22 protein-coding genes are annotated in these 25,693 nt (G+C 67.7%); 11 read left to right on the top strand and 11 right to left on the bottom strand.

The window, feature by feature from the left end; genetic code table 11:
- Nucleotides 1-109 precede the first annotated feature (109 nt).
- The gene (locus SM191_RS04525) at nucleotides 110-1,141 is read right to left on the bottom strand and encodes a N(4)-(beta-N-acetylglucosaminyl)-L-asparaginase (protein WP_341505164.1); all 1,032 of its coding nucleotides are present in this window, start codon (nucleotides 1,139-1,141) and stop codon (nucleotides 110-112) included.
- 353 nt (nucleotides 1,142-1,494) lie between these two features.
- Between SM191_RS04525 and SM191_RS04520 the strand changes: the two genes are divergently transcribed.
- Nucleotides 1,495-4,590, top strand: a complete 3,096-nt coding sequence (locus tag SM191_RS04520) for a TonB-dependent receptor plug domain-containing protein (protein ID WP_341505163.1) — start codon at nucleotides 1,495-1,497, stop codon at nucleotides 4,588-4,590.
- A gap of 189 nt (nucleotides 4,591-4,779) precedes the next feature.
- On the opposite strand, the gene SM191_RS04515 is transcribed toward SM191_RS04520, so the two are convergent.
- Genes SM191_RS04515 through SM191_RS04505 form a run of 3 tightly spaced genes read right to left on the bottom strand, consistent with a single transcriptional unit; the run spans nucleotide 4,780 to nucleotide 7,243 of the window.
- A complete protein-coding gene (locus SM191_RS04515) occupies nucleotides 4,780-5,721 on the bottom strand; it encodes a Gfo/Idh/MocA family protein (RefSeq protein ID WP_341505162.1) in 942 nt (313 codons plus the stop codon).
- 5 nt (nucleotides 5,722-5,726) lie between these two features.
- Entirely contained in the window at nucleotides 5,727-6,356 is a 630-nt protein-coding gene (locus SM191_RS04510) for a 2-dehydro-3-deoxy-6-phosphogalactonate aldolase (RefSeq protein WP_341505161.1), read from the bottom strand.
- The gene (locus SM191_RS04505; protein ID WP_341505160.1) at nucleotides 6,353-7,243 is read right to left on the bottom strand and encodes a 2-dehydro-3-deoxygalactonokinase; all 891 of its coding nucleotides are present in this window, start codon (nucleotides 7,241-7,243) and stop codon (nucleotides 6,353-6,355) included. The genes SM191_RS04510 and SM191_RS04505 overlap by 4 nt, the downstream gene beginning before the upstream one ends.
- A 435-nt stretch (nucleotides 7,244-7,678) precedes the next feature.
- Between SM191_RS04505 and mqo the strand changes: the two genes are divergently transcribed.
- From mqo to SM191_RS04490, 3 genes are all read left to right on the top strand, one after another.
- Nucleotides 7,679-9,394 carry a malate dehydrogenase (quinone) gene (mqo, locus tag SM191_RS04500; RefSeq protein ID WP_341505159.1) on the top strand — a complete coding sequence of 572 codons (1,716 nt, stop codon included), beginning with the start codon at nucleotides 7,679-7,681 and terminating at the stop codon, nucleotides 9,392-9,394.
- Nucleotides 9,395-9,806: 412 nt separating this feature from the next.
- Nucleotides 9,807-10,301 carry a GAF domain-containing protein gene (locus SM191_RS04495; RefSeq protein ID WP_306999524.1) on the top strand — a complete coding sequence of 165 codons (495 nt, stop codon included), beginning with the start codon at nucleotides 9,807-9,809 and terminating at the stop codon, nucleotides 10,299-10,301.
- 144 nt (nucleotides 10,302-10,445) lie between these two features.
- Nucleotides 10,446-11,441, top strand: coding sequence for an RcnB family protein (locus SM191_RS04490; protein WP_341505158.1), 996 nt, complete (start codon nucleotides 10,446-10,448; stop codon nucleotides 11,439-11,441).
- Nucleotides 11,442-11,553: 112 nt separating this feature from the next.
- Here the strand turns inward: SM191_RS04490 and SM191_RS04485 are convergent, their stop codons facing one another.
- Nucleotides 11,554-12,816 (bottom strand): M20/M25/M40 family metallo-hydrolase, encoded by a 1,263-nt coding sequence (locus SM191_RS04485; protein WP_341505157.1) that lies wholly within the window; start codon nucleotides 12,814-12,816, stop codon nucleotides 11,554-11,556.
- A gap of 169 nt (nucleotides 12,817-12,985) precedes the next feature.
- On the opposite strand from SM191_RS04485, the gene SM191_RS04480 reads away from it, so the two are divergent.
- Nucleotides 12,986-13,243, top strand: a complete 258-nt coding sequence (locus SM191_RS04480) for a hypothetical protein (RefSeq protein WP_341505156.1) — start codon at nucleotides 12,986-12,988, stop codon at nucleotides 13,241-13,243.
- A 183-nt stretch (nucleotides 13,244-13,426) separates the two neighbouring features.
- Here the strand turns inward: SM191_RS04480 and SM191_RS04475 are convergent, their stop codons facing one another.
- From SM191_RS04475 to SM191_RS04450, 6 genes are all read right to left on the bottom strand, one after another.
- Nucleotides 13,427-14,287 carry a manganese catalase family protein gene (locus SM191_RS04475; protein WP_341505155.1) on the bottom strand — a complete coding sequence of 287 codons (861 nt, stop codon included), beginning with the start codon at nucleotides 14,285-14,287 and terminating at the stop codon, nucleotides 13,427-13,429.
- Between the two features lie 31 nt (nucleotides 14,288-14,318).
- Complete coding sequence (locus SM191_RS04470; protein ID WP_306999534.1) at nucleotides 14,319-14,840, bottom strand: ferritin-like domain-containing protein; 522 nt, start codon at nucleotides 14,838-14,840, stop codon at nucleotides 14,319-14,321.
- Nucleotides 14,841-14,866: 26 nt separating this feature from the next.
- Entirely contained in the window at nucleotides 14,867-15,724 is an 858-nt protein-coding gene (locus SM191_RS04465; protein ID WP_306999536.1) for an SDR family oxidoreductase, read from the bottom strand.
- 75 nt (nucleotides 15,725-15,799) lie between these two features.
- Nucleotides 15,800-16,624 carry a hydrolase 1, exosortase A system-associated gene (locus SM191_RS04460; protein WP_341505154.1) on the bottom strand — a complete coding sequence of 275 codons (825 nt, stop codon included), beginning with the start codon at nucleotides 16,622-16,624 and terminating at the stop codon, nucleotides 15,800-15,802.
- The gene (locus SM191_RS04455) at nucleotides 16,612-17,307 is read right to left on the bottom strand and encodes a hypothetical protein (RefSeq protein WP_341505153.1); all 696 of its coding nucleotides are present in this window, start codon (nucleotides 17,305-17,307) and stop codon (nucleotides 16,612-16,614) included. The genes SM191_RS04460 and SM191_RS04455 overlap by 13 nt, the downstream gene beginning before the upstream one ends.
- Nucleotides 17,304-17,552 carry an acyl carrier protein gene (locus SM191_RS04450; protein WP_341505152.1) on the bottom strand — a complete coding sequence of 83 codons (249 nt, stop codon included), beginning with the start codon at nucleotides 17,550-17,552 and terminating at the stop codon, nucleotides 17,304-17,306. Before SM191_RS04450 ends, SM191_RS04455 begins: the two co-directional genes overlap by 4 nt.
- 424 nt (nucleotides 17,553-17,976) lie before the next feature.
- Here SM191_RS04450 and SM191_RS04445 point away from each other — a divergent pair, with 424 nt between their 5' ends.
- The 6 genes from SM191_RS04445 to SM191_RS04420 all read left to right on the top strand — a co-directional run bounded on the left by SM191_RS04445 (nucleotide 17,977) and on the right by SM191_RS04420 (nucleotide 25,689).
- Complete coding sequence (locus SM191_RS04445) at nucleotides 17,977-19,467, top strand: AMP-binding protein (protein WP_341505151.1); 1,491 nt, start codon at nucleotides 17,977-17,979, stop codon at nucleotides 19,465-19,467.
- Nucleotides 19,464-20,690 carry a pyridoxal-dependent decarboxylase, exosortase A system-associated gene (locus SM191_RS04440; RefSeq protein ID WP_341505150.1) on the top strand — a complete coding sequence of 409 codons (1,227 nt, stop codon included), beginning with the start codon at nucleotides 19,464-19,466 and terminating at the stop codon, nucleotides 20,688-20,690. Before SM191_RS04445 ends, SM191_RS04440 begins: the two co-directional genes overlap by 4 nt.
- A gap of 90 nt (nucleotides 20,691-20,780) precedes the next feature.
- Nucleotides 20,781-21,419 carry an XrtA/PEP-CTERM system exopolysaccharide export protein gene (locus tag SM191_RS04435; RefSeq protein WP_267435567.1) on the top strand — a complete coding sequence of 213 codons (639 nt, stop codon included), beginning with the start codon at nucleotides 20,781-20,783 and terminating at the stop codon, nucleotides 21,417-21,419.
- Between the two features lie 12 nt (nucleotides 21,420-21,431).
- Nucleotides 21,432-22,943 carry an XrtA system polysaccharide chain length determinant gene (locus SM191_RS04430; RefSeq protein WP_341505149.1) on the top strand — a complete coding sequence of 504 codons (1,512 nt, stop codon included), beginning with the start codon at nucleotides 21,432-21,434 and terminating at the stop codon, nucleotides 22,941-22,943.
- Between the two features lie 62 nt (nucleotides 22,944-23,005).
- Entirely contained in the window at nucleotides 23,006-23,974 is a 969-nt protein-coding gene (locus SM191_RS04425; protein ID WP_306999553.1) for an AAA family ATPase, read from the top strand.
- The gene (locus tag SM191_RS04420) at nucleotides 23,971-25,689 is read left to right on the top strand and encodes a hypothetical protein (protein WP_341505148.1); all 1,719 of its coding nucleotides are present in this window, start codon (nucleotides 23,971-23,973) and stop codon (nucleotides 25,687-25,689) included. The genes SM191_RS04425 and SM191_RS04420 overlap by 4 nt, the downstream gene beginning before the upstream one ends.
- Nucleotides 25,690-25,693: the final 4 nt, after the last annotated feature.

The following is a 25,693-nucleotide window of genomic DNA, read 5'->3' as shown; positions in this document are numbered from 1 at the left end:
GCAGGCCCAAGGCATGACGGAGGGGGGCTTCCTCATAGGACATCCCTCGCGGAGAGCCCCCTCCACCACCGCTTCGCGGCGGTCCCCCTCCCCGTGCCGGGGAGGAGATTCAGGCCCTGAACAGCGACGGTGCCTTTTCCACCCGTGTCCTGCCCGCCGCGTCGGTCACCGCATAGGTAAAGCCCGGCAACAGGCAGAACGCCCCGATCCGGCCGCCCGTATCCATCGCCAGGAAGCCGACCTGCACGCCCTTGATCGCATCGCCGCGTAGCGAAGCGATGTGCCTCGCCGCTTCCTCGCATGCCGCCTGCGGAGACAGCCCGTGCCGCATCGACGCGACGACGCGGGCGGTGCCGACGGTGCGCGTCACTTCCTCGCCCAGTCCGGTCGAAGTCGCGCCGCCGACGCCGCGCTCGACATACAGGCCCGATCCGACCTGCGGCGAGTCCCCGACCCGCCCGCGCATCTTGAACGCCATGCCGGAGGTGGTGCACGCCCCCGCCATCCTGCCCTGCGCATCGCGAGCGAGCATCCCGATCGTGTCATGGTCCAGCGCGCCGCCCGGCGTACCCGGACGGCCCGCGCCGTAAGTGCCGGTCTCGCTATTGGCGACGGGGCGGTAATTCTGGGTCTTCAGCCAGTCGCGCCACGCCTTTTCCGCCTCGGGCGTCAGCAGCTTGACCTTGGGAAAGCCCCGGTCGCGGGCGAAGCGGGTCGCGCCTTCGCCGACCAGGAAGGTGTGCGGCGTATGCTCCATCACCGCGCGGGCGACCGAAATGGCGTGGACCGTATCCTCCAGCGCCGCGACCGCGCCGACCCCGCCCGCATCGTCCATGATGACCGCGTCCAGCGTGACATGCCCGTCGCGGTCGGGATAACCGCTATAGCCCACCGAATGGTTGTTCGGATCGGCCTCGGGCACCTTCACGCCCGCCTCGACCATGTCGATCAGCGATCCGCCCGCCCGGCCCGCGGCAAAGGCCGCGTCGTTGGCGGGGGCGCCGAAGTCCCAGGTCGACACGATCGTCGCGCGCGCGCCTGCCGCTTGCGCGAAGGCGCGGGCAGGGGCCGCCGCCCATCCCGCACCGATCCCGGCGAGCGTCGCCATGCCGCCCAGAAATCCCCGCCGTCCGTCCTGCATTCGCCTGCTCCCCCAATATGCCGTTCCGGGCACGTGACATCGGGCCCGATTGTGCGCGGGGATTACGAAGCCCGCAAGCCCGCCGACAAAACCTATGTGGGACCAATAACCCGAATCAGGTACGTCCCCTTCGCGAAGGAACGTCGGCGCGGCTGCCATATCGTGTCGAAACATTGCCAGATCGATGCTCAGATCACTGAAATCGTTTGAAATTGTGTCTTTATGGTTACACCGCTCGGATAATGTCGTGATGGGTGTTGCATAGGTATGCATTAGGTATTGACCTAATACGACAAAACAATTGTCCTTTCCCCGCACCCGGCAGGTCATCAGCCGGGACGAAGGGGAGACGTATGAGAATCCAGCAGTCCGCATCATGGTTGGCCCTGTCGGCCGCGTCGATGATGCTCGCCGCGCCCGCCATCGCGCAGCAGGTCGGATCGACCGCCACGCAGGACGAGGGTACCGACAGCCGCGACCGCGACACCACGCTGAGCGCCGATGCCGCCGCCACCCGGTCTGCCGCGATCACCGGCACGCCGCAGGCCAGCAGCGGGGGCGAGGTGATCGTCACCGGCACCCGCATCACCCGGCCCAATCTCGCATCGGCCGCGCCGATCACCTCGGTCACGCGCCAGGACATCCAGGCCCAGGCCCCGCTGAACGTCGAGGAAGTGCTGAACCGCCTGCCGCAGGTCGCACCCGACGCCCAGTCCAACTATGCCGATTCCGACGGTCGCCAGCGGATCAAGCTGCGCAGTCTGGGCTTCGAGCGGACGCTGGTGCTGGTCGATGGCAAGCGTCTGGGCACCCAGAACGGCCAGGACACCGGCATCATCCCGGCCACCCTGCTGGAGCGCGTCGACGTGCTGTCGGGCGGTGCCTCGTCGGTCTATGGCTCGGACGCGATTTCGGGCGTGGTCAACTTCGTCCTGCGCAAGGATTTCGAGGGGCTTCGCCTCGACGGCAATTACAATTTCTACAACCATAACAACACCAGCAACATCGTCACGCCGATCGCCACGGCGGCGGGCTTCAGCAGCCCGCGCGGCCTGACCAATGACGGTGGTCGTGCCGACCTGACGCTGACGGCGGGCAAGAAGCTGTTCGACGGCCGCCTGAACGTGTCGGGCTTCGTCAACTACCGCCAGGCCGACCTGGTCCAGAACGGCGCGCGTTCCTATGCCGCCTGCCCGATCGCGCAGCTGACCAAGGACTCGGCGCTGTCCTGCTCGCCGCTGTCGACCTATTCGCGCAGCGGTTTCGTGTCGCCCTTGTCCGGTCCCAACGCGAACGCGCAATATGTCAACAATCCCAACGGCGACCGTGGCTTCGTTCCCTTTGGTCCCGGTGCGGGCAATGCCGCGAATGGCTATGACGACGTGTCCTTCCAGCGCGCCAACGAGCGCTACACGGCGGGCGGCTTCGTCAACTTCAAGATTTCGCCGGAAGTCGAGATCTATGGCAACGGTATCTGGTTCCGCGACACCTCCGAGAACCCGACCCCGCGCCGGGTCTATTCCTACACCGTGGCGGGCACGACGCCCTATCAGGTGAATTGCGACAATCCCTTCCTGTCGGGCGGCCAGGCGGGTGCGCTGGGTTGCGCGCCGGGCAGCACCGGCTTCGTGCCGCTCGACGTGCGCTATCGCTTCGACGGGCAGCCCGCCCAGGCGGACCGCTTCGTCAACATGGGCTTCCGTGCGACCGGCGGCGTCCGGGGCAAGATCGGCGAGGCTTGGTCCTATGACATTGGCGGCGTCTATGCCCGCAACCAGCAGGAGTGGTATCTGGGCCCGACGTCGCAGAACGACCGGGTCAACCGCTCGCTGAACGTCGTCAACGTCAACGGCGTGGCCACCTGTCGCTCGGTCATCGACGGCAGCGATCCCAACTGCATCCCCTTCGATGCGTTCCGCGCGGGTTCGGGCAGCAATGCGCTGACCAACTATCTGTTCACCAGCGGCGCGACGGGCCTTCGCCGCCAGGTGACGCAGTTGTTCGACGCCATCGCGGTGGTGAACGGCGACCTGACCACCTATGGCATCAAGACGCCCTGGGCGGATGACGGTCTGGCCGTGTCGCTGGGCACCGAATATCGCAAGGATCGCCTGATCTCCGAAGCCGATGCCGGTTTCGTCGCGCAGTTCGGCAACCAGGACGCACGGCTGAGCCAGGATGTCTGGGAATCGAATATCGAGCTCCAGGCGCCGCTGGTCCAGAACAAGCCGTTCGCGCATCTGCTCCAGACCAATGGCGGCTTCCGCGTCTCGAAGTACAGCTCCAACCCCAAGACCTTCTCGACCTGGAAGATCGAAGGGCTGTACGCGCCGGTTGCGGACATCACCTTCCGCGCCTCGTACAACAAGGCGCAGCGCGCGCCGACGGTGATCGAGATCCGGCAGGCGACGCAGATCAACTATGGCCGCAACACCACGCTGACCGACTTCTGCGCGCCGGTGTCGCGCACGCTGCCGGACGGCACCGTCACCACCACGCCGCTGGGCTCACGCGAGCTGTGCAGCAAGACGGGGCTGGCGGACAATCTGTACGGCAGCACCTCGCTGCTCTGCCCGACCGAGGGTTGCACGACGCGCTCGGGCGGCTTCACCGCCGATCCGGAAACCGCCTACACCCTGACCTTCGGTCTGGTCGTGAAGCCAAGCTTCATTCCCGGCCTGGTCTTCTCGGCGGACCGGTATCAGGTGCGGATCGTCAACTCGCTGGGCTATAACGGCGCGGACTATTATCTGCAGGGCTGTCTGGCGTCGAACGGCGATCCGTTCTTCTGCAACGGCATCGTTCGAGATCCCACCACGGGGTCGATCGGCAACGCGCCGGCGGGCAATCCCACGGCCGGTTTCGTGCGGCAGGGGACGACCAACTATTACCGCACGCTCGCTAATGGCTGGGACTTCCAGGGTCAGTATTCGCTGGACCTGAACGGGGCCGGTCGCCTGGACTGGGGCTTCAACGGCTCGCTGTCGACGCTGGCCGGTGGGCAGGACTCGCCGCTGCGGCTTCAGTATAACTGCGCGGGTTACTTCTCGAACGGGATTTCGTGCGGACAGCTGGTTCCGAAATGGGCGCACACGCTGCGCACCACCTGGACGACGCCGGACCGGACGTTCAACGCCTCGTTCAACTGGCGCTATACGGGCTCGCTGACCACCGCGAACAATTCGGGCAACCCCGATATCGGCGGCACGCCCGAGCGGTTCCAGAACACGTTCGCCCGGATCGCGCCGCAGAGCTATTTCGACCTGGCGCTGACGTGGAATGTGGCGCGCAAGTTCGCGTTCCGCATCATCGCGAACAACCTGTTCGACAAGACGCCGCCGATCATCCCGAACTCGTATCAGGTCGCCCTGTCGCGGACCAACACCGCGCCGCAGCGTTACGACGCGCTGGGCCGCCAGATCGCGATCGGGACGACGATCAACTTCTGACCTTCCCCCCGGCGGAGTGTTTCGACGCTCCGCCAATCCCTGAACTGAGAAGGCCGGTCGTCCCTGGGGACAACCGGCCTTCTTTTTTTGGGCGGGGCGTGCACTTCGACTTCGCTCAGTGCGAACGGGGTTCGAGGATATCCCAGCCTCCGTTCAGCCTGAGCGAAGTCGAAGGCTACGGGACTGCGGTCACTCCACGAAGGCTTCCACCTCCCGCCGCTTGCCGCGCATGAAGGCGTCGGCGACATGGCGAAGCGGCGCGATATCGACGTCCGAGCGCCCGCCTTGCACCAGTTCCGCGAAACGCGCGTAAAGGCCGGGATATTCCCCGTGCAGCCCTTCCTCATGGTGCGGCGTCGAGCCGTCGGGCAGGGTCAGCACCGCGCCGCCCTCGGCCAGCTTCAGCGTGCCGTCCTCGGTCTCGACGACGATGTCCCAGCTCTGATGGCCTTCCTGCCGCCAGTCGAGGTCGAGCGTCACCGGCGTGCCCGAGGTCGTGCGGAAAGCGACATCGGCGGCGATCGGCGCATCGCGATTGGCCGGGAAGTCCAAGGTCGCGCGCTCGATGAAGAAGGGTTCCGGCATGATATGCGTCGCGATCGACAGGGCGTTGATGCCCGGATCGAACACGCCGAAGCCGCCGGCTTCCCAAATCCAGGCCTGACCCGGATGCCATTGGCGAACATCCTCGCGCCAGGTGATCGCCGCCGAGGTGACTTTGCGGGCAGACAGCCATTCGCGCGCGGGCTCGACCCCCAACGCATAGCGCGAGTGCCAACTGGCGAAGAGGGTGACGTTCGCCTTGGCCGCCAGTTCCTCCAGCACCGCCACTTCGGCCAGCGTCGCGCCCGGCGGCTTTTCGAGGAAGACGTGCCAATTGCTCGCCAGCGCGGCGGCGGCGATGGTGTGGCGGACCTGCGGGGGCGTGCAGAGCGCCACCGCGTCGACCTTCACGTCGCTCTGCGCGAGTTCGTCGATGTCGTGGAAATGCGGCACGCCCTCGACCCCGTTGGGCGAGCGACTGACGGTCGCGACCAGCTCGAAGGCCGGGTTGCCCGCGATGGCGGGGACATGCTGGTCATGGGCGATCTTGCCCATGCCGACCAGTGCGAGACGGATCGTGTCGGTCATCGGTATCAGCGTGCCTTTTCGACATAAGCGCGCGCCGACACGGCGACATCCGCCGCCGGCTTGCCCGCGCGATAGAGGTTGGAGCCCAGGCCGAATCCGTCCGCGCCGTGGGCGCGCCATTCGGCCATGTTGTCGGGCGTGATGCCGCCGACCGCCAGCACCGCCACGTCGCGCGGCAGGACGGCCCGCTGCGCCTTGAGGAAGGTGGGCGATGCGCCCTCGGCCGGGAACAGCTTCAGGCCATGCGCACCCGCCTTCAGCGCGGCGAAAGCTTCGGAGGGCGTGAAATAGCCGGGGAGCGAGATCAGCCCTTGCGCGACGCTATGCGCGATGACCTCGATATCGGTGTTGGGCGATACGATCAGGGTGCCGCCCGCCGCCTTCACCCGATCGACCTGTTCGGTGGTCAGCACGGTGCCGGCACCGACGATCGCCCTGTCCCCGACATGCGCGGCGATCGCGGCGATGCTGTCATACGGATCGGGCGAGTTGAGCGGCACCTCGATCAGGGTGAAGCCCGCCTCGACCAGCGCATCGGCGACCGGGATCGCCTCGTCGGGCGTCAGGCCGCGCAGGATGGCGACCAGCGGGCAGGCGGCGAAGGCCTTGGCGAAAAGGCTGGCGGGGTCGGTCATGACAAATGCTCCCGAATGGCGTGAAGTCCGGCGAGAAAACCGGCATGGCTGTCGAGCGCGACGACGGTGCAGCCGCGCGCCTCGATCCCGATGGTGTAGAGGTCGGCCAGAAGACCGCTGGACAAAAGATGGACCGGGTGGCCCGCCATATCCGGCACCGCGCCGATATCGCTGCCGATCAGCAGGCCGCTGGCATAGGCGGCGGCATCCTCCGCCGCGATCCGCCCGAGCAGGACCGAGGCGCGCACCCCGAACAGCGCGGCGGTCAGGTCGCACGCGCCGCTGCCCCGCGACAGGCCGTCGCGAAAGGCCGGGCCGTCCGCGACGGGACCGTCGAGCATCCCCGCGAGGATGCCATGGCCCTTGACCAGCGCGAACAGCTCACCGGTCATGGTGGTCGCGAAATCGGTGATCCGACCGCCCTCGGTACGGACCCATTTGTTGTGCGTACCCGGCTGCGCGAACAGCGCATCGGCGGGGGCCAGCCCGGCGGCGATCGCGCCCAGCACCTGCACCTCCTCACCGCGCATCACATCGGCGCGGGTGTCGGTCAGCAGCGATACGCCGGGGACGATGGTCACGTCATGCTCGGCGATCCGCGTCGCCGCCCGTGCCAGGGTCGGCAGGTCGGCGGGGGCGGGGACATAGGCGGCCTCGCGCCAGCCGCGCGTCGAGCCGACCATACCCGCCGCGATGATCGGCAAGGGGCCGAACCGCATCCGGATCGCCGCGATCTCCCCGGGATAATCCTCCGGCTGCATCGCCAGCACACCGCGATCGTCGCGCACCGTATCCAGCATCGCGCCGTCATCGGCCAGAACATAGACGCGACGATTGGTCGTGCCCCAGTCGATCGCGATATAGGCGGGCGTCATGTCTGATGGCACGGTGGGCACGGCCTCTCCAAAATTTTTTCTAGCGCGATTTGTAGGACAATAAAATCATGCGCGCAAGCAGGCTCGGGCAGGCGGCCCCGCGCTTTTTGCCCTATGGGGTGGGATAGAGACCATGCCGGGAATAATGCGGATCATTCGCTTGAATTGCCCTTGGTCGATCCCGATACTGGTTAAAGCATTGCGCCGACAAAGGTGCGGATGACGCGATCGTCGGGATATGGACACCGCGTCACGGCCCGCTATGCGGGCGATCAAAGATATCGAATGCAATATCGAGGCGAGGATGATGAGGCCGGGCACGGCCGCATTCCGCCCTGCGTGTCGGTGGCGGAACGCGACGCCCGAATGACATCAACCCCATGGCGGGGCCCGCGCGACATGTCTGGCGCCGGGTCGTCCCGGGGCGGTAGCGAAAAGGCGTCTGACATGCGGAATGACAATCAGAAGCGGGGCGAGGGCCCTACGGGTGCGGCGCGCGAGGGGATCACTCGCCGTGCGATGATGGGCTCGGCGCTGGCGGCGGGCAGCGCGGCGGTCGCGCCCTTCGCGGCGGAAGCGGCAGGGTCTGAGCATAAGGTCGATGTCCTGCTGATCGGCGGCGGGATCATGAGCGCGACGCTGGGCGTGATGCTGCGCGAACTGGAGCCCAACTGGACGATCGAGCTGGTCGAGCGGCTGGACAAGGTGGCGGAGGAAAGCTCCAACGGCTGGAACAATGCGGGCACCGGCCACACGGCCTTGTGCGAGCTGAACTATACGCCGGTGAACGAGGCAGACGGCCGGGTCGAGATCAAGAAGGCGATCGAGATCAACGAGCAGTTCCAGGTCACCCGCCAGTTCCTGAGCCATCAGGTCCGCACCGGCGTGCTGAAGAACCCGCGCAGCTTCATCAACTCCACCCCGCACATGAATCTGGTGTGGGGCGACGAGAATGTCGCCTTCCTCCAGAAGCGTCATGCCGCGCTGCTGGCCAGCCCGCTCTTCTCGGGCATGGAGTTCACCACCGATCCGCGCCAGATCGCCCAGTGGGTGCCGCTGATGATCGAGGGGCGCAAGGCGGGGCAGAAGATCGCCGCCACCCGCTCGGTGCTGGGCACCGATTGCGAATGGGGCGAGGTGACGCGCCAGTATATCCGTGCGCTCCAGGGCCAGCCCGGTGTGACCCTGACCACCGGCCATGAGGTCCGCTCGCTTGAAAAGAACGCCGACGGTACGTGGCGCGTGACCGCGCGTGACCGCAAGACCGACGAGAAGCGGATCATTACCGCGCGCTTCGTGTTCGCGGGCGCGGGCGGCGGCGCGCTGCCCATCCTCCAGAAGTCGGGCATTCCCGAGGGCGACGACTATGCCGGTTTCCCGGTCGGCGGCTCGTTCCTGGTCACCGAGAACCCCGCCATCGCCAGGCGGCACATGGCCAAGGTCTATGGCAAGGCGACGGTCGGCTCGCCGCCCATGTCGGTGCCGCATCTCGACACCCGCTATCTGAACGGCAAGCAGGTGCTGCTGTTCGGCCCCTTCGCCACCTTCTCGACCAAGTTCCTCAAGGAAGGGTCGTATTTCGACCTGCCCAAGTCGGTGACGCTCGACAATTTCCGCCCGATGCTGGCGGTCGGCTGGGACGAATTCTCGCTGGTCGAATATCTGGCCGGGCAGCTGATGATGAGCCAGGAAGACCGGATGAACGCGCTGCGGGAATATTTCCCCAACGCCAAGGACGGCGACTGGCGGCTGTGGCAGGCGGGGCAGCGGGTGCAGATCATCAAGCGCGATCCCGAAAAGGGCGGCGTGCTGAAGCTGGGCACCGAGATCGTCGCGTCGAAGGACGGATCGATCGCCGCGCTGCTCGGTGCGTCGCCGGGTGCCTCGACCGCGCCGTCGATCATACTCAACCTCATCAAGAAGGTCTTCCCCGACCGTCTGGCCACCCCGGCCTGGCAGGCCAAGATTCGCGAGATCGTGCCGAGCTATGGCACCGCGCTGAATGAGGATCGCGACCTGCTGGCGCATGAATGGTCCGCGACCGCCGAAACGCTGCAACTGGCGCTCGCGCCGCCGCCGGTCAGCGCGCCTACGGTTACCGAAGCGCCCCGTCCCGAAGCGACGCGGGTCAGCCCCAACCGGCATCCCGATCTGGCGCTCTGATCGGCGCGAACCCCTGCCTCACGGGAGCTCGGCTTTCGCCGGGATGGCGTGACGGGTTTGTCTGAGGCCGGATCGGCATTCAGATATGCCCTTCTTTTCCCTCGCCCCTCATAGAGGGAGAGGGTTGCGCAGACTTGGTCTTTGCGAGAGCAAAGGCTTAGTCGGAGCTGGGTGAGGGGTGGGCGCGCGGAGCGCGCGCGAGCCTGCGGCTCGCTCAACTCCTCACCCAAGCTGCGCTAGCCAGCAGGCTGGCAAGCTCCGCTAACCCTCTCCCCTGTCCAGGGGAGAGGGAAGCAGCAGTATGAATGTCGATTATTCCTGACGATTCCCGTCGGCGCGACGATGCCGCGTGGAACGTCAAAAAGATCGTCCGGGGATGACGGGCGGCGCGCTTCATCCTACATCACCGCCCATGTACCAGTTTGACATTGCCGCCGGATCGAAGGCGGAGCTTTATCATGACCTTCACGCCGCGCTCGACGCGCTGACCGCTGGCGAGCAGGATGCGATCGCCAACATGGCCAATGCCGCCGCGCTGATCGGCCAGTATCTGCCCGACCTCAACTGGTCGGGTTTCTATCGAATGGTGGAGGGTGAACTCGTCCTGGGGCCGTTCCAGGGCAAGGCGGCGTGCATCCGCATCGCCGTGGGCAAGGGCGTGTGCGGCACGGCGGTCGCCACCGGGCGGACGCAGCGCGTGGCCGATGTCCATGAATTTCCGGGCCATATCGCCTGCGACGCGGCCAGCCGCTCCGAACTGGTCGTGCCGATCGTTCATGACGGGCAGGTGATCGGGGTGCTCGACCTCGACAGCCCGGTGCCGGGACGCTTCGATGCGGAGGATCAGGCGGGCTGCGAGGCCCTGATGACGCTCCTGGCCCCGCGACTGGCCGCCGGTCCCCGCTGATCCACCTGACCCGATTCGGGACGCGCGGCGACGCTATCGGTAGCGTCAGGGCGCTGATATCAAAGCGTGTTTCGGCAAAGGCGTTTCCCGTGACGTCCTTGTCATGATTGTCCTTGTCATGATCCAGGGGAACAGGCTCTCGCCATGCGGAGAACGTCGCATCTGATCGCCGCGTCGACCACCATGTCGATCGCCTTGATGCTGAGCACCCCGGCGGCCGGTCAGGCTGGCGCGCGCTATCCGCGCCCCGATACCGGGGCGTCTCCCATTGCCTCGACGCGGCCGGTCGTCACGACCAGCACGGTCGGCACGCCCCCGCCGCGCGCGGCCCGCTGGGGCAGCCGGATCGGCGGGCGCTGGTGGGGTGGTGCCAATGCGCCGGGCGGCTGGTCGGCCTATCGCCGTCCGATGCGCGGCATGGTGGTGCCCGCCTATTGGAACGACCGGCGCTTCGTCGTCGAGGATTGGGCGAGCTATCCGCTGCCGCAGCCGCCGGTCGGCTATCGCTGGTCGCGCTATTATGACGATGCGATCCTGATCGACTCGCGCGGTGCGGTCTATGACAGCGTTCCGGGGGTGGACTGGGACGGCAGCGGAGCGCCCGCTTATGCCGGTGCGGGATATCCGCCGCCCAGGCCGCCCGCCCGTCGCGACGACGGACTGGGCGGTGCCGCGATCGGCGCGGTCGCGGGCGGTGTCGCGGGCCATGTGGTCGCGGGGCAGGGCAACAGGCTGGGCGGTACCTTGATCGGGGCGGGTGTCGGCGCGGCGGCGGGCTATGCCATCGACCGGGCGGAGGATCGGCGGCGCGCCATGCCGCCGGGGCATGACGATTACGGAGCCCCCGATTACGCCTATCGCGACGATGACGCACCGCCACCGCCACCGCCGCCACCCGCCATGGGACGGCGCATCGTGACCCGCGACGGTACGACCGTGACCACCACGACGACCGTCGGCACGCTCGCATCGGGCGAGCCGGGTTACTTTGATGGAGGTTATTATTATCCGGCTCCCACCACGACGACGGTTGTGGTACAGGGGGCACCGGTTACCACGACAACGACAACCACCACGACGGAGACGGTTCGATCCGCGCCGCGCCGGATGCGCGCGCGGGGTCGGGTGGTGCGTCGCTAACGCTCTCCCCCAGGGGGGATTTCAACCCGAGAGACGCCGGGTTGAAAACCGGGATGCCGCCCCGTCCACTCCCTCGGGGCGGCATCCCAATTCATCGCATTGGTTAACCCGATTAACGCCCGCCGAAGGTGACGAGGCTTTCGGCACCGTTCGCCGCCACGGCGGAGACGCCGATGAAATGATCGTCGACCGGGATCTGGGTCAGCAGCGTCTTCGTCTCGGTCACGTCGCGCGACTGGGTCCAGTCTGGCGCATCGTTGCGCCGCCAGTGCACGCGGTAGCGGACCGCGCCCGGCACCGCCGCCCACTCCACCTGCGTATCGCGCGACAGCGCGCCGCTGATCGTCACCTTGTCCGGGGCGGCCGGGGCGGCGGCGAGGCGGGCGAGGGTGGCGATGTTGATCGCCGTCACCTTCGCGAGGTAGGGAAAGTCCATCTTGTCGATGGTGTCGCCGAACGCGGTGGTGCCTTCCTTGCGCAGATCCTGATGCTGCGCGTTCCAATCCTCGTTCGCGACCGAGAAGCGGACGGCGGGATAGCCGAGCTTGAGGAACGGTTCGTGATCGCCGCCGCGCCCGAAGCGGTCGGGCCGCCGGTCGAGAAACACGTCTAGCCCGCCCAGCTTGTCCGCCACCCCGTCGATCGCCTTGGCCAGCGCGCGGCTGGGCCCGTCATCCTCCCCGCCATTGCCGCGCCGCTGCATCTGCTGCGGCAGGTCCTCGGACGAGCGGATGCCTTCGGAAAAGACGCGGACCCAGCGCGCCTCCCGCACGCCGCCCTGGCCCACCGTGTTGCCGACGATATCGTTGTTGAGCATCGCCGACACCCGCCAGCCCCGCGCCTTCACGGTATCGGCGAGCAGCGTCGCGCCCCATAGCCCCTGTTCCTCGCCCGAGAAGACGGCATAGACGATGGTCGCATCGAATTGCTGCTTCGACAGATGCCGCGCCGCTTCCAGCACCAGCGCGACGCCCGACGCATCGTCATTGGCCCCCGGCGCGTCGGAGGTCGCGTCCATCACATCGGTAACGCGACTGTCGATATGCGCGCCCACGATGACCACGCGGCCCGGATCCCGCCCGCGCTGGATGCCCAGCACATCCTCGACCATCACCCCGTTCGGCGCGCGCGGGCCGGTGAAGCGGCGATTGATCCGCTCGACGCTGATGCAGCCGTCGCACCCTTGCGCGATCGTCTCGAACTGCCTGGCCGTCCAGTCGCGCGCCGCGCCGATGCCGCGCTTGGGATCGGTGGTGGTGAAGGCGGTATGCCGCGTGCCGAAGCCGACCAGCGCCTCGACATCGGCCTTCAGTCGGGCGGGGGAGGGCGTGGCGGCGGGCGTCGCGGCAGCGGCGAGGAGCAGGGGAAGGATCATCGCATCAGACTGGCCGAGCGAGGCGGGGGAGGCAAGTGCCGGATGGTGTCGGAGCGATCCACCCCCGCCACGGATGATGGCATTAAGTAACTGACATACATCGATTTGTGGAGAAGCCTAAGGGGTGCCCGCGTTGCCCGAAGACCTATCTCATCGACGAGGGATCATCATGAACGCCAAATCCGTCAGCCTGGGCCTCGGCCTGTTCTCGCTCGCCCTGGGGGCGGCCGAACTCTTCGCATCGCGGCGCATCGCGGACCGCCTCTCCGTCCCCGGTGGGAGCGGCACCGTCAAGGCCTATGGCGTGCGCGAGCTGATGGCGGGCGTCGGCCTGCTCCAGGCCCCGGCCCATTCGGCGCGGGTGTGGAACCGGGTGGCGGGCGATCTGCTCGATCTGGGGACGCTGGCCGTATCGGCCCGACGTTAGCCAAAGGAACGGGCCGTGTGGGGCGCGATCGGCTTCGTGGTCTTCGCTACCGCGCTGGACCTGCTGACCGCGCGGGCGTTGGACCGGACGACGGGCAAGACGATGCCGGTCGGGGCCTGATACGAAGACCGCCCCGGGCCATGCGGCCGGGGCGGTTCGATCCTCCTCGCGCCGGGGAGGATTTTACAGTCTCTCGCCGATCTGCTCGGCCTGGGCGCTGCTGTCCGGGCGGGCGGGGCCGAGTACGGGTTCCTCGCCCATCGGTTCGTTGCGGAACACGGTGAACTCGCCCTTGCCGTCGACGCTCGGCCCCTTGGTCCAGCGGCCTTCCGGATAGGTGCCGTCGACCGAGGTGACGAAGAAGTCGTAATTATGCTCCTGGCTCTCCTGCGATTGCGGGAAGGAGTTGGGGATGGGGAGCGACGCCTGTTCGCCCAGTTCCTCGATCACCGCCAGCCACTGCTCCTGGTGCATGGTGTCGCGCGCGATCATGAAGTGCAGCATGTCCTTCATGCCCTGATCATGCGCGGCGTTGTAGAGGCGGGTGGCCAGCACACGCCCGGTGCTCTCGGCGGCGACGTTGCAATACATGTCGGCGGCGACGTTTCCGCTGGCATAGATATGGCTCATGTTGAATGGGATACCGTCCGAATCCACCGGCTGTGCGGCCAGGCCGGTCGACAGGATATGCTTGTGCAGTGCGCCCTCGATCGCGTGACGCGCGCTGCCGCCGCCCATCACCGCGCCGACGATGCCGTCCGCCGCGCCCTCTTCCTGAAGCGAGGCGGGTGCCTTGTCGAGATTGAGCGCGACCGCGGTCGCCAGCATCTCGATATGCCCGATCTCCTCCGTGGCGGTGTGGAGCAGCATGTCGCGGTACTTCGGCGTCGGCGCACGATTGCCCCAGGCCTGGAAGAAATATTGCATGCAGACGCGGATCTCGCCCTCCACGCCGCCGATGGCCTGTTGCAACATGCGTGCGAACAAGGGGTCGGGGCTCTCGCAGCGGACTGGATATTGCAGGCGTTTGTCGTGATAATACATGATTGGCCTCGCGTGGTCGGTGGTGTGGGGATCAGTGGCTGGCGGTTTCGCCCGCCGCGCGACGTTCGAGGTAGCGGCGGGTCAGCGCGGCGTTGTTGTCATCGACCCAGGCCGCCATCGCGAGTTCCTCGTTCAGCGACTGGGTGAGCAGCGGCGTGGCGCTGCCGAAGCCGCCGACATCGGCGATGGTGATGAGCGATTTGTAGCTGGCCGCCTCGAAATTCTCGAAAGCGAAGTTCGCGAAGCTGTTCTTCAGGATTTCGTCCGGGGCGAAGGTGTGGCCCAGCGCCGCCATATTGCCCGAGAAGGTCAGCGCCGCGTCCTTCAGCAGCGAGCGGCTCTCGTTGAAGCCGTCCAGGATATCCTCCAGCCGGACGATCTGCTGCTCGGTCTCGCCCCGGTGCATCCGCAGATGATCGGCGACGTCCGGATAATTGGACAGATGGTCGAGTTGCCGGTCGATCAGCGCCAAGGCCTGATGCTCGACCGCGTGCGCGTTCTTCAGCCCGGCGACGAAGACCGCCGCGACGACGTCATTGGGTAGGGATGCCATGGATCATCGCTCCTTGCGTTTCAGGGTCAGAGGAAGGGGGTGCCGCCGGTCACGGGAATGGTCGCGCCGCTGATGTAGCTGGCCTCGTCGCTGGCCAGCATCACATAGGGGGGCGCGAGTTCGGCGGGTTGCGCGGCGCGGCCCATCGGCGTCTGCTCGCCGAAGCTCTTCACCGCCTCGGGCGGCATGGTGGAGGGGATCAGCGGGGTCCAGACCGGCCCTGGCGCCACCGCATTGACCCGGATACCCCGCTCGGCCAGCATCTGCGCGAGGCCAGCGGTGAAATTGTGGATCGCGCCCTTGGTCGTCGCATAGGCGAGCAGTTGCTGGTTGGGCTTGTCGGCGTTGATCGAGGTCGTGTTGATGATCGACGCCCCCTCGCCCATGTGCGGCAGCGCGGCCTTCACCAGATAGAACATTGCGTGGATGTTGGTGGCGAAGGTGACTTCCCACTCCTCGTCGCTGATGTCCTCCACCGCCTGGAAGCTCGCCTGGTGCGCGGCGTTGTTCACGAGGATATCAACCCGGCCGAAGGTCTGGACCGCGCGCTCGACAATGGTGCGGCAATGCGCCGGATCACTGACGTCGCCGGGGATCAGCAGCGCGCTACGCCCGGCCTGTTCGACCAGTCGCTGGGTCTCGGCGGCATCCTCGTCTTCCGACAGATAGGAGATCACGACGTCCGCGCCTTCGCGGGCAAAGGCGATGGCGACGGCACGGCCGATGCCGCTGTCCGCGCCGGTGATGATCGCCTTTTTGCCGGTCAGCTTGCCATGGCCGATATAGCTATGCTCGCCATGATCGGGGCGCGGGGTCATCGCCTCGGTCTCGCCGGGCATGTCCTGCTGCTGTTCGGGCTGGGGTGGGGTAGGGCGTTCGTTCATGGACCGTCTCTCCTCGCCCGGTCCAATGGGCAGGGCGAGGAGGCGTTCCGGTAAAAAGCGTTATCTTAAAACGTATTAGTCGGTATTTTGGGGTTCCGTGGACCCATCGCGCCAGCGGCTCGCCCCGTCCGATACCGGGCCCGACAAGCGCGCGAGGATGGCTCGCTCCAAATGGTCGAGCGCGTCTGCGTAGCTGTGCGAGTCCGTCGGCAGCGCTTCGATCGCAAAGGCCTGTCCGCGCGCGGCGGCGCGGAAGGCGACGCCGGTCGCGTCCCCGCGCGCGATGACGATCGCCGCGTCCGTTCCCCAGCCCGCGATCGCGCCCAGCAACGGCGCGGCGGTCTCGTCGAGCGGGGCGGGGGGCGCGGCGATCTTGGTCAGTCCCTGGCGCAGCTTGGCGAGGTCGACCGCCCCGCGTGCGAGCCGCAGCCATTCGGCGGGATCGGCCAGCTTGCGCGCGTAATGGCGGCGGATCGCGGCGGCGGGGGGCAGGGGATCGGGCTCGTCCGACAGCCAGGGGTTCGACAGCAGTACGCCATCCAGCCCCGCCGCCTGCCCGAACATGGCGAGCGCGGCGGCGGCGTCGCAATTGCCGAAGCCGATGATCCGGGTGCAGCCGGCGCTTTGGGCGAAGGCGGCGACGGCAGCGGCGATATCGGGGCCGCTCGACTCCCAGCCGCCATTGGTGCCTTCGCTATCGCCGACGCCGCACCGGTCGAAGCGGAACACCGGATAGCCCCGCGCCGCGATCCGCGCCGCCAGCATCGCCTGGCCGCGATGCGCGCCCATGCGCGGCTCGTTCCCGCCCGAGACGATCAGCAGGCCGGTATCGCCGTCCGCTTCGTCCAGCGTGCCGAGCAACGTCGCCCCGTCGCAGGGAAAGGCGATCAGCCTTCGCATGATGCGATCCACTCCGCGATATCCTGCGCCAGCGTGGCGGCCAGTTCCGGGTCTTCCTGCGGCTCGGCACGGCGCCAGGGGGGGACGGCGTCGATGGTACGATCGGCGGGAGCGCGGTCGTGGCCCAGCCGCACGACCCGGCGCGGCACGCCCGGCTGGTCATAGGGCTCGGCCCCCGCCAGTTCCGCCAGGAAATGCGGCGAGACGCGATTGCCCGCGATGCGAACCGGAGACTCCGCGCCGAACAGCCCATGTTCGTTCCCCCGCAGACCCGCCGCCGCGCGCAGGCGGATCACGTCGCGCAGCACCGCCTCGCCCGTCATCGGCGCCAGATGCCAGCGCCCGGACAATAGTCCGAAGCTATCGACCAGCGTACCCGCCCGGATCGACACGCCGTAACAGCGCCGGTCGCCCAGCGTGTCGGCGGCGGCCTCGTGCGCCTGACGCCATTGCAACAGGGTCGCTTTCTCGGTGTCGATCAGGCTCTCGCCCGTCCCCGGCCAGTCGGGCAACGCACCGCCGATACCGTGATCGGCCAGCCGCCGCAGTATCGCCACCGCCAGCGCGCGCGTCCGGTTCGCCTCTTCCCAGAAGGGCAATGCGACCAGCACGACCGGTCCCTGGGCCGGGCCGAAGCGCAACATCGCCTCGCGCCCGCCGGGCCAGTCATAATGGTCGATCAAGCGGGTGCCTTGGCGCTGGCGAAGGCGACGAGCTGGCCGAACGTCTCCAGCATCTCGCCGTCCACTTCGTCATCCTCGATCAGGATGCCCAGGCGATCCTCCAGTTCGGTCAGCACGCCCGCGATGGCCATTGAATCCAGCTCGGGCAGCGCGCCGAACAGCGGCGTATCGGCGCGAAAGCTCTCCACGCGCTCCTGCGACAGCCCCAGCACATCGGCCAGCACGCCGCGTACCGTCGCCTCCACATTTCCGCTCGCCTGGAGTTCCAAACCCTGTCGCCTTGCTGTTCGTGTCTTGGCGACAGCGTTAGAGCGGCAGCGCGCGTTGGGCAACCGAGCTGTGCGGAGGGCAGGGGCGGCTCCCGATGGCGTCGGAACGGTAAGCCCGCCGCACGCGAAGCCCCCTCCCGCAGGCGGGAGGGGGTTGGGGGAGGGGACGCCGTGTGTGGCGGAGTGCGTCGGTCGGTTGTCTGGCGTTGGGGTGAGGGTGCGGGGTTATGGGGCGATGGCAGGAGACCCAGGCCCTCCCCCGGCCCCTCCCGCCTGCGGGAGGGGAGTTGAGGGGTCATCCGCCGCGCGCGAAGCCGCCTCCATACGCGCGGACGGACCTCACCTCATCCCACACCCCCATGCGCTCGACTTTATCCCCCGGCGCCATGTAAATGGCCCGATGACCCTCGATCCGACCGCCTATCCGATCGACCATGTCCTGCGCGGCGCGGGCGATGCCCCTGCGTTGATCGAGCGTGACGCGGCCCTGACCTTCGCCGCGGTCGAGGATGCGGTCGGGCGGCTGGCGGGGTGGCTCGCGGGGCTGGGCTTCGCGCCGGGCGACCGGGTGGCGAGTTGGTTGCCCAAGACCCGGGCCGCCGCGCTGATGCCGCTGGCCGCGCCGCGCGCCGGGCTGGTCCATGTGCCGGTCAATCCGTTGCTCAAGCGCGCGCAGGTCGCGCATATCCTGGCCGATAGCGGGGCGGCGATGCTGCTCACCCATGGCCCGCGCGCAGCGACGCTGGAGCCGGGCGATCTCGCCGGGGGCGTCCGTCTGTTCACCGAGGTGGGGGAGGGCGACGCGCTGCCCCGGTCCGCCGCCGATCCCGATACGCTGGCGGCGATCCTCTATACTTCGGGCTCCACCGGGCGGCCCAAGGGGGTGATGCTGAGCCACGCCAATCTGTGGTTCGGGGCGATCTCGGTCGCCGAGTATCTACGACTGACGCCCGACGACCGGGTGCTGGCCGTCCTGCCCTTCAGTTTCGATTATGGGCAGAACCAGCTTTTCTCGACCTGGGCGGCGGGGGGCGCGGTCGCGCCGCTCGACTATCTGACGCCGCGCGATGTGGTGAAGGCGGTGGCGCGGGTCGGCGCGACGACCCTGGCGGGGGTGCCGCCGCTCTGGACCCAGTTGCTGGCCAGCGCCTGGCCGGAGGAAGCCATCGCGCCGATCCGCCGACTGACCAATTCGGGCGGGGCGCTGACGCCGCGACTGGTGCGGGGCTTGCGGGAGCGTTTTCCGGCGGCGGACCTCTATGCCATGTACGGGCTGACCGAGGCGTTCCGTTCGACCTATCTGGCCCCCGCGCTGATCGATGCGCATCCCGATGCGATCGGCCGGGCGATCCCCTTTGCCGAGGTGATGGTGCTGCGCCCCGATGGGATGCGCGCCGCGCCGGGCGAGCCGGGGGAACTGGTCCATGCCGGGCCGCTGGTCGCGCAAGGCTATTGGCGCGATGCGGAGCGGACGGCGCAGCGCTTCCGACCCGCGCCGGGCTGGCCCCGCGCCGTCTGGTCGGGCGATACGGTGGTGGAGGGGACGGACGGCCTGCTCCGCTTCGTCGGGCGCGATGACGAGATGATCAAGGTCGCGGGCAACCGGATCAGCCCGCAGGAAGTGGAAGAGGCGGTGCTTTCCGGCGGCGAAGCGCGCGAGGCGGTGGCGATCGGCGTGGCGGACGAGGCACAGGGGCAGGCGATCGTCGTGGTGCTGGCGGGCGATCCCGCCCAGGAACCCGAATTGCGCGCCCGGTTGAAGCGCGACCTGCCCAATTTCATGCAGCCCGCCCGGTTCGCGTGGCGCGAGGAACTGCCGCGCAACGCGAACGGCAAGCTGGACCGCGCCGCGCTGCGCCGGGAACTGCTCGACAAGGATATGACGCGATGAAGCCGATGGGCCCCATCCCCCCCGAATTCGCCGTTCAGCAGGGCGCGCTGACCATCGCCGGGCGCAGCGCGGAGGATTGGATGCGCGGGCGTGACGGTCCGCTCTTCGTCTATGATCCCGCCATCGTCGCCGGGCGGGTCGCCCGGTTTCGGGCCGGTTTTCCGTCGATCGACCTTCATTATGCGATCAAGGCCAATCCGTTTCCGCCGCTGCTGTCGGTCATGGCGGAGATGGTGGACGGGTTCGATGTCGCCTCGGCGGGCGAACTGGCCAAGGTGGCGGGGTTGGGCAAGCCGGTCAGCTTCGCCGGGCCCGGCAAGCGCGACGCGGAACTGACCGCCGCGATCCGGGGCGGCATCACCCTCAATCTGGAATCGGAGGGCGAGGCGACCCGCGCGCTCGCCATTGCCGAGCGGCTGGGGATACGGCCGCGCCTTGCCGTCCGGGTGAATCCCGATGTCGAGTTGCGCGGATCAGGGATGAAGATGGGCGGGCGGCCTTCGCCCTTCGGCATCGATGCGGAGCGGGTGCCCGCGCTCGTCCGGCATCTGGTCGCGGGCGGCGCGGACTGGCGCGGTTTCCACATCTATGCGGGCAGCCAGGCGCTCGACCCGCAGGCGATCATCGATACGCAGGCCGCCACCATCGCGCTCGCCGCGCGGCTGGCGGAGGCGGCGGGGCAGGCGCCGCCGCTGGTCAATCTGGGCGGCGGCTTCGGCGTTCCTTACTTTGCGGGCGACACGGCGCTCGACATCGCGCGGGTGGGTGAGGCGCTGGAACAGGCGCTGCACGCGCGGCCCGCGATCCTGGCCGACAGCCGTTTCGCGATCGAACTGGGCCGCTGGCTGGTCGCCGAGGCGGGGGTCTATCTGGCGCGCGTCATCGACCGGAAGGAGAGCGGGGGCGAGACGTTCCTGATCCTCGAGGGCGGGCTCAACCATCAATTGGCGGCGAGCGGCAATTTCGGTACCGTCGTCCGTCGCAACTATCCGCTGGCGCTGGCTCATGTGATGGGGGCGGAGCCGGTGGAGACGGTGTCGGTGGTCGGTCCGCTCTGCACCCCGCTCGACCGGCTGGGCGACCGGGTGGCGTTGCCGTCCGGGCGGGTCGGCGATATCGTCGCGATCTTTCTGGCGGGGGCTTATGGCGCCTCGGCCAGCCCCGCCGCGTTTCTGGGCCACCCCCCCGCCGGGGAAGAGATGGGTCCGTTCGCAAGGGCATAACGCTCTGTTCACCTATTGGGTGTCATAGCGGACCATGCGCAATTTGCCTTTCGTGACCTGTGGCGCGGAAGGTTCAGGAGACTTGTTCGCATGGCTTGGTTCGCCCGTCCCCTTCTGCTCGTCGGCTTGGCCGCCTCGACGCTGACCGCCTGTTCGACCGGCGGCACCAAGGCCGAGCTGCCCTCGGCCGGCTATGTCGCGCGCAAGGAGCAGCCGGGCGAGGAATATGTGATCGGCCCGCTCGACACGCTCAACATCTTCGTGTGGCGCAATCCCGATCTGTCGACCAAGGTCCAAGTACGCCCCGATGGCCGCATCACCACGCCGCTGGTCAACGACATGCCCGCCGTGGGCAAGACGCCCGCCATGCTTCAGGAGGATCTGAAGAAGGCGCTGTCCGAATATGTCTCCAACCCGATCGTGTCGGTGATCGTCGAGAATTTCTCGGGCACCTATAGCCAGCAGGTGCGGATCGTCGGCGCGACCGAAAAGCCCGCCGCCATCCCCTACCGCGCCAACATGACGCTGCTCGATGCGATGATCGCGGTGGGTGGGCTGAACCAATATGCGGCGGGCAACAAAGCGAAGCTGGTGCGGACCGACCGCGCGACCGGCAAGCAGCAGGAATTCGCGTTGCAGATCAATGACCTGTTGAGGAAGGGCGACTCCAGCGCCAATGTCCGGCTGGAACCCGGCGACGTCATCATCATCCCCGAATCGATGTTCTGAGGTCGATCGCCGGTGTCGAGCATTCAGGACGAAATCCGCATCGCGATCCATGCCATATGGATACGCCGCTGGCTGGCGCTGGCGGTGGCGTGGACCGTGTGCATCCTGGGATGGCTGTTCGTCGCCCAGATCCCCAGCAAATATGAATCCCGCGCGCGCATCGCGGTCCAGAATTCGCAGATCCTGCCCGACGGCATGACCAACGGCCAGCCGAACGACATGGATTCGGTCGACCGGGTGCGCCAGACGCTGATCTCCGCAATCAACCTGCAAAAGGTGGTGCGCGGCACCGATCTGGCCAGCACGGTGTCGAGCGATGCGGATGTCGCCGCGCGCGTCTCGTCGCTGGCGCAGGCGATTAAGATCGAGAACCAGCAGGACACGATCTTTCAACTGACCGTGACCCAGTCCAGCCCCAAGCTGGCGCAGCAGGTCGCGCAGAAGCTGATCGACATCTTCGTCGAATCCAATCTGGTCGGCGATCGCAACAACACCAACCAAAGCCTCGCCTTTCTCGACAAGCAGTTGAACGACCGGCAGAAACAGCTTGAGATTGCGGAGGCGCGGCGCGCGCAATATCAGAACCAGTTCCTGGGCGGGCTGCCGGGGACGGGCTCGGTCGCGGACCGGATCGGTCTGGCCCGCTCGCAAATGGCGCAGGTGGACAGCGATCTGGCCGCCGCCCAGTCGAGCTTCGCGGCGGTGCAGGGGCAGTTGGCGGGCACCCCGCGCACGGTGAGTGAAGGCGGCGGCGTCGCCGTCAGCCCGGCGCGCGCGCGGCTGGCGGCCATTCAGGGCCAGCTCTCCGACGCACGGGCGCGGGGCTATACCGAGAACCATCCCGATGTCGTCGCGCTGAAGAACCAGTTGTCGGCGGCGCAGGCGGCGGTCCGCGCCGAACCGGCGGGCGGCGCGGCGGGGGGGCAGCCCAATCCGCTCTATATGTCGCTCCAGTCGATGGCGGCGGAGAAGCAGTCGCAGCTCGCCAGCCTGAAAATCCGCAAGTCGCAGTTGCAGAACGATCTCGACCGACTGAACGCCAGCCTGTCCGGCGATCCCGAGGCGGTGGCGGCGCAGGGCGCGAACGACCGCGATTATCAGGTGCTGAAGGACAGCTACGACCAGTTGCTTCGCCAGCGTGAACAGGTCGCGCTGCGCGGACAGGCGCAGAACCAGACGGATGCGATGCGCTTCACCCTGATCGACCCGCCGACCTATTCCCGCGCGCCGACCGCGCCCAACCGCATGTTGCTGCTGAGCATGGTCTTCGCGGCGGGACTGGGGCTGGGCATCGGATCGGCCTTCGCCCTGTCCAAGCTGCGCCAGACCTTCACCACGCCCCAGTCGCTTCAGCGCACGATGGGCCTGCCGGTGATCGGCGCGATCGGCGAAGTGGTGACGCGTGGGCAGGCGACGGCGCGGGCGCAGCGGATGAAACTGTTCCTTGGCGGGACGGCGGCGCTGGGCGGGGCCTATGTCATGGTGCTGGCGATCGAGCTATTACAACGGGGAATGGCCGCGTGAACGGAAGCGTGAAAACCCCCAAACCCCGCCGGGAACCCTCGCTGCTCGAAAGAGCGGCGAACGTGTACGATCTCCGCACCTATATGCGCGGTCCGATCCCGGACGAGTCCAGGGCGGAAGTCGTGGAGGATGCACCGGCGGCGGACGTCGCGCCCCACGAGCCGGTCGCTCCGCCGTCCATGGCGCCGGTCGAATTGCCTGCATCGCTCAGCGCCATTCCCGCCGAGTTCCTGGCCCAGCCGGGCGACGAGGAGTTTCTGGCGAGCGAATATGATCCCGGCTTTTCCGACGTCGCGATGGTCGATCGCGCGATGCTGGCGGAAAACGGGATGATCGTCCCCGGCGCGCCGATCGGTCCGCTGGCCGAGGAGTTCCGGCTGGTCAAACGCCAGCTCATCATCACCAGCCAGCGGCTCGTAGCGGGCGGCGAGGGCGACAGGGCGCGCGTCGTCCTGGTCTGTTCGGCGCGGCCGCAGGACGGCAAGACCTTCTGCTCGGTCAACCTCGCTCTGTCGCTGGCGGCGGAGCGGGATACCGAGGTGCTGCTGGTCGATGCCGATGTGGCCAAGCCCGACGTTCTGGCCCGGCTGGGGCTGGCGGAGGGGCCGGGGCTGCTCGACGCGCTGGACGACGGCAGCATCGATGTCGAGTCGCTGGTGATCCCCACCGACGTCCCGCATCTGTCGGTCCTGCCCTGCGGCACGCGGACCGCCAGCGATACCGAATTGCTGGCCTCCGCCAGGACCCGCACGGTGGTGCAGCGGCTCTTGTCCGCCAATCCGCGTCGCCTCATCATCTTCGACTCGCCGCCCGCGCTGGCCGCGTCGCCCGCCTCGGTGCTGGCGATGCTGGCGGGCCAGGTGATGATGGTCGTCCGCGCCGACCGCACGCCGGAAAGCGAAGTGTCGGCGGCCGTCGCGCTGCTCGATGCGTGCGAGCATATCCAGCTCGTCCTGAACAGCGTGGCCTTCGTCCCCGGCAGCCGCCGGTTCGGCTATTACGGCAAATATGGGAAGGACGGCGCACTGTGATCCTTCGCCGCTTCCTTCTGGCCGGTGTCGCATGCGGGGTGGCGGCATCGCCGACCGCGCTCGCGGCACAGGTTCGGGATGGAGCGGTCGCGCCCGGCGGGGGAATGGCGGCGGGCGGGGCGGACCCGGCCCAGGCGGGTTCGGCACCTGGCGGTGCCGTCGCCAATGCCGCGCCGTCCGCCCGCCGCGCGCGTATCACCCCCTATGTCGAGGTCGGGCAACTGCTGAGCGCCGATCTCAATCGCGGCGATGTCGTGACCTATACGACGCTGGCCGCCGGGGTGAATGCGGCGGTGCAGACCGCGCGGGCCGAGGGGCAGATCAGCTATCGCTACGAACATCGCATCGGCTGGAGCGACCGCGCGGGTAGCGGCGATGTGCATAGCGGGCTGGCGCGTGGCAGCTATCGCCTGACCCGCGATCTCAGCGTCGAAGGCGGCGCACTGGCGACCCGCAGCCGCGCCGATATCCGGGGTGCAGCGCCCGGCGTGCTGGTCGGCGATATCGGCAATATCTCGCAAATCTACACCGCCTATATCGGCCCGTCGCTGGTAACGCAGGCGGGGCCGGTGCAGATCGGGGCCAATTACCGGCTGGGCTATACCCGGGTCGATACGCCGGGGCTGAGCGGCCTCGCTCCGGGCCAGCCGCGGCTCGACTATTTCAGCGACAGCGTGAACCAGCTCGCGACGTTCAGCGCGACGGCGCGGCCCGGTGCGGTCGCCCCTGTCGGCCTGTCTTTCAACGCTGCCTATGACCGCGACGATGCCGGGCAACTGGCCCAGCGTTACGAGGGGTGGTTCGTGCGCGGCGACGTGCTGAAGCCGATCTCGCCCTATGTCGCGCTGACCGCCGGGGTCGGCTATGAACGCATCGAGACCAGCCAGCGCGACCCCGAACGCGACGCCGCCGGTCGTCCGCTGGTCGACAGCCGGGGCCGTTTCATCACCGATCCCGACGGTCCCCGCCGCATCGCCTATCGCACCGACGGGGTCTATTACGACGCGGGCGTGATCTGGCGGCCTGATCGCCGTACCTCGGTGGAGGGGCATGTCGGCGAGCGTTACGGATCGCTCAGCCTCACCGGGCTGGCGCGCTATCAGGCGTCTCGCGGCGTCGTGATCCAGGCGGCGGTCTATGACGGTATCCAGACCTTCGGGCGGCAGCTTCGCAACGGCCTGTCCAATCTGCCGACCGACTTCATCGAGACGCGCGACGCCTTTGGCCAGCAGTTCAACGGATGCGTCTTCTCCGCCACCGGCACGACGCCGGGCGGGTGCCTGAACGACGTGCTGCAATCGGTGCAGACCTCGGTCTACCGCGCGCGGGGGGCGGATGCGACGATCGCCATGTCGCGCGGGCGCTCGACGCTGGGCTTCGGCATCGGCTATGCCAATCGGCGGCTGTTCGCGCCCGAAGGATCGCCCGGCATCATCGTCTATGGCGCCGAGGACGAGAGTTATTACGCACAGATTTTCTTCGCCCATGCGCTTGGCCTCCATTCGGGGCTTAACGTGAATGGCTTCGTTAACTATTACGCCAGTAGGTTGGCGGGGGCCGAGGACGTGGTATCGCTGGGAACGACCGCCAGCTATTACCGCAACTTCGGTCGGCTCGGAACAACCGCGTCGGTAGGATTGTATCATTTCACGGTCGGCGACCTGACCAATGCCCTGTCGGCACAGGCCCTGATCGCCGCGAGATATCAATTCTGACCGG

The organism is Sphingomonas sp. 2378 (genome assembly GCF_038084995.1).
Taxonomy (GTDB): domain Bacteria; phylum Pseudomonadota; class Alphaproteobacteria; order Sphingomonadales; family Sphingomonadaceae; genus Sphingomonas.
The sequence above is the reverse complement of the archived record's forward strand: the minus strand, read 5'-3'. Positions and strand labels throughout refer to the sequence as shown.

Bases quoted from the DNA above. Each gene is read 5' to 3' on its own strand.
- SM191_RS04525 (WP_341505164.1), bottom strand. From the start codon at position 1,141: ATGCAGGACGGACGGCGGGGATTTCTGGGCGGCATGGCGACGCTCGCC.
- SM191_RS04520 (WP_341505163.1), top strand. From the start codon at position 1,495: ATGAGAATCCAGCAGTCCGCATCATGGTTGGCCCTGTCGGCCGCGTCG.
- SM191_RS04515 (WP_341505162.1), bottom strand. From the start codon at position 5,721: ATGACCGACACGATCCGTCTCGCACTGGTCGGCATGGGCAAGATCGCC.
- SM191_RS04510 (WP_341505161.1), bottom strand. From the start codon at position 6,356: ATGACCGACCCCGCCAGCCTTTTCGCCAAGGCCTTCGCCGCCTGCCCG.
- mqo (WP_341505159.1), top strand. From the start codon at position 7,679: ATGCGGAATGACAATCAGAAGCGGGGCGAGGGCCCTACGGGTGCGGCG.
- SM191_RS04495 (WP_306999524.1), top strand. From the start codon at position 9,807: ATGTACCAGTTTGACATTGCCGCCGGATCGAAGGCGGAGCTTTATCAT.
- SM191_RS04490 (WP_341505158.1), top strand. From the start codon at position 10,446: ATGCGGAGAACGTCGCATCTGATCGCCGCGTCGACCACCATGTCGATC.
- SM191_RS04485 (WP_341505157.1), bottom strand. From the start codon at position 12,816: ATGATCCTTCCCCTGCTCCTCGCCGCTGCCGCGACGCCCGCCGCCACG.
- SM191_RS04480 (WP_341505156.1), top strand. From the start codon at position 12,986: ATGAACGCCAAATCCGTCAGCCTGGGCCTCGGCCTGTTCTCGCTCGCC.
- SM191_RS04475 (WP_341505155.1), bottom strand. From the start codon at position 14,287: ATGTATTATCACGACAAACGCCTGCAATATCCAGTCCGCTGCGAGAGC.
- SM191_RS04470 (WP_306999534.1), bottom strand. From the start codon at position 14,840: ATGGCATCCCTACCCAATGACGTCGTCGCGGCGGTCTTCGTCGCCGGG.
- SM191_RS04465 (WP_306999536.1), bottom strand. From the start codon at position 15,724: ATGAACGAACGCCCTACCCCACCCCAGCCCGAACAGCAGCAGGACATG.
- SM191_RS04460 (WP_341505154.1), bottom strand. From the start codon at position 16,624: ATGCGAAGGCTGATCGCCTTTCCCTGCGACGGGGCGACGTTGCTCGGC.
- SM191_RS04445 (WP_341505151.1), top strand. From the start codon at position 17,977: ATGACCCTCGATCCGACCGCCTATCCGATCGACCATGTCCTGCGCGGC.
- SM191_RS04440 (WP_341505150.1), top strand. From the start codon at position 19,464: ATGAAGCCGATGGGCCCCATCCCCCCCGAATTCGCCGTTCAGCAGGGC.
- SM191_RS04435 (WP_267435567.1), top strand. From the start codon at position 20,781: ATGGCTTGGTTCGCCCGTCCCCTTCTGCTCGTCGGCTTGGCCGCCTCG.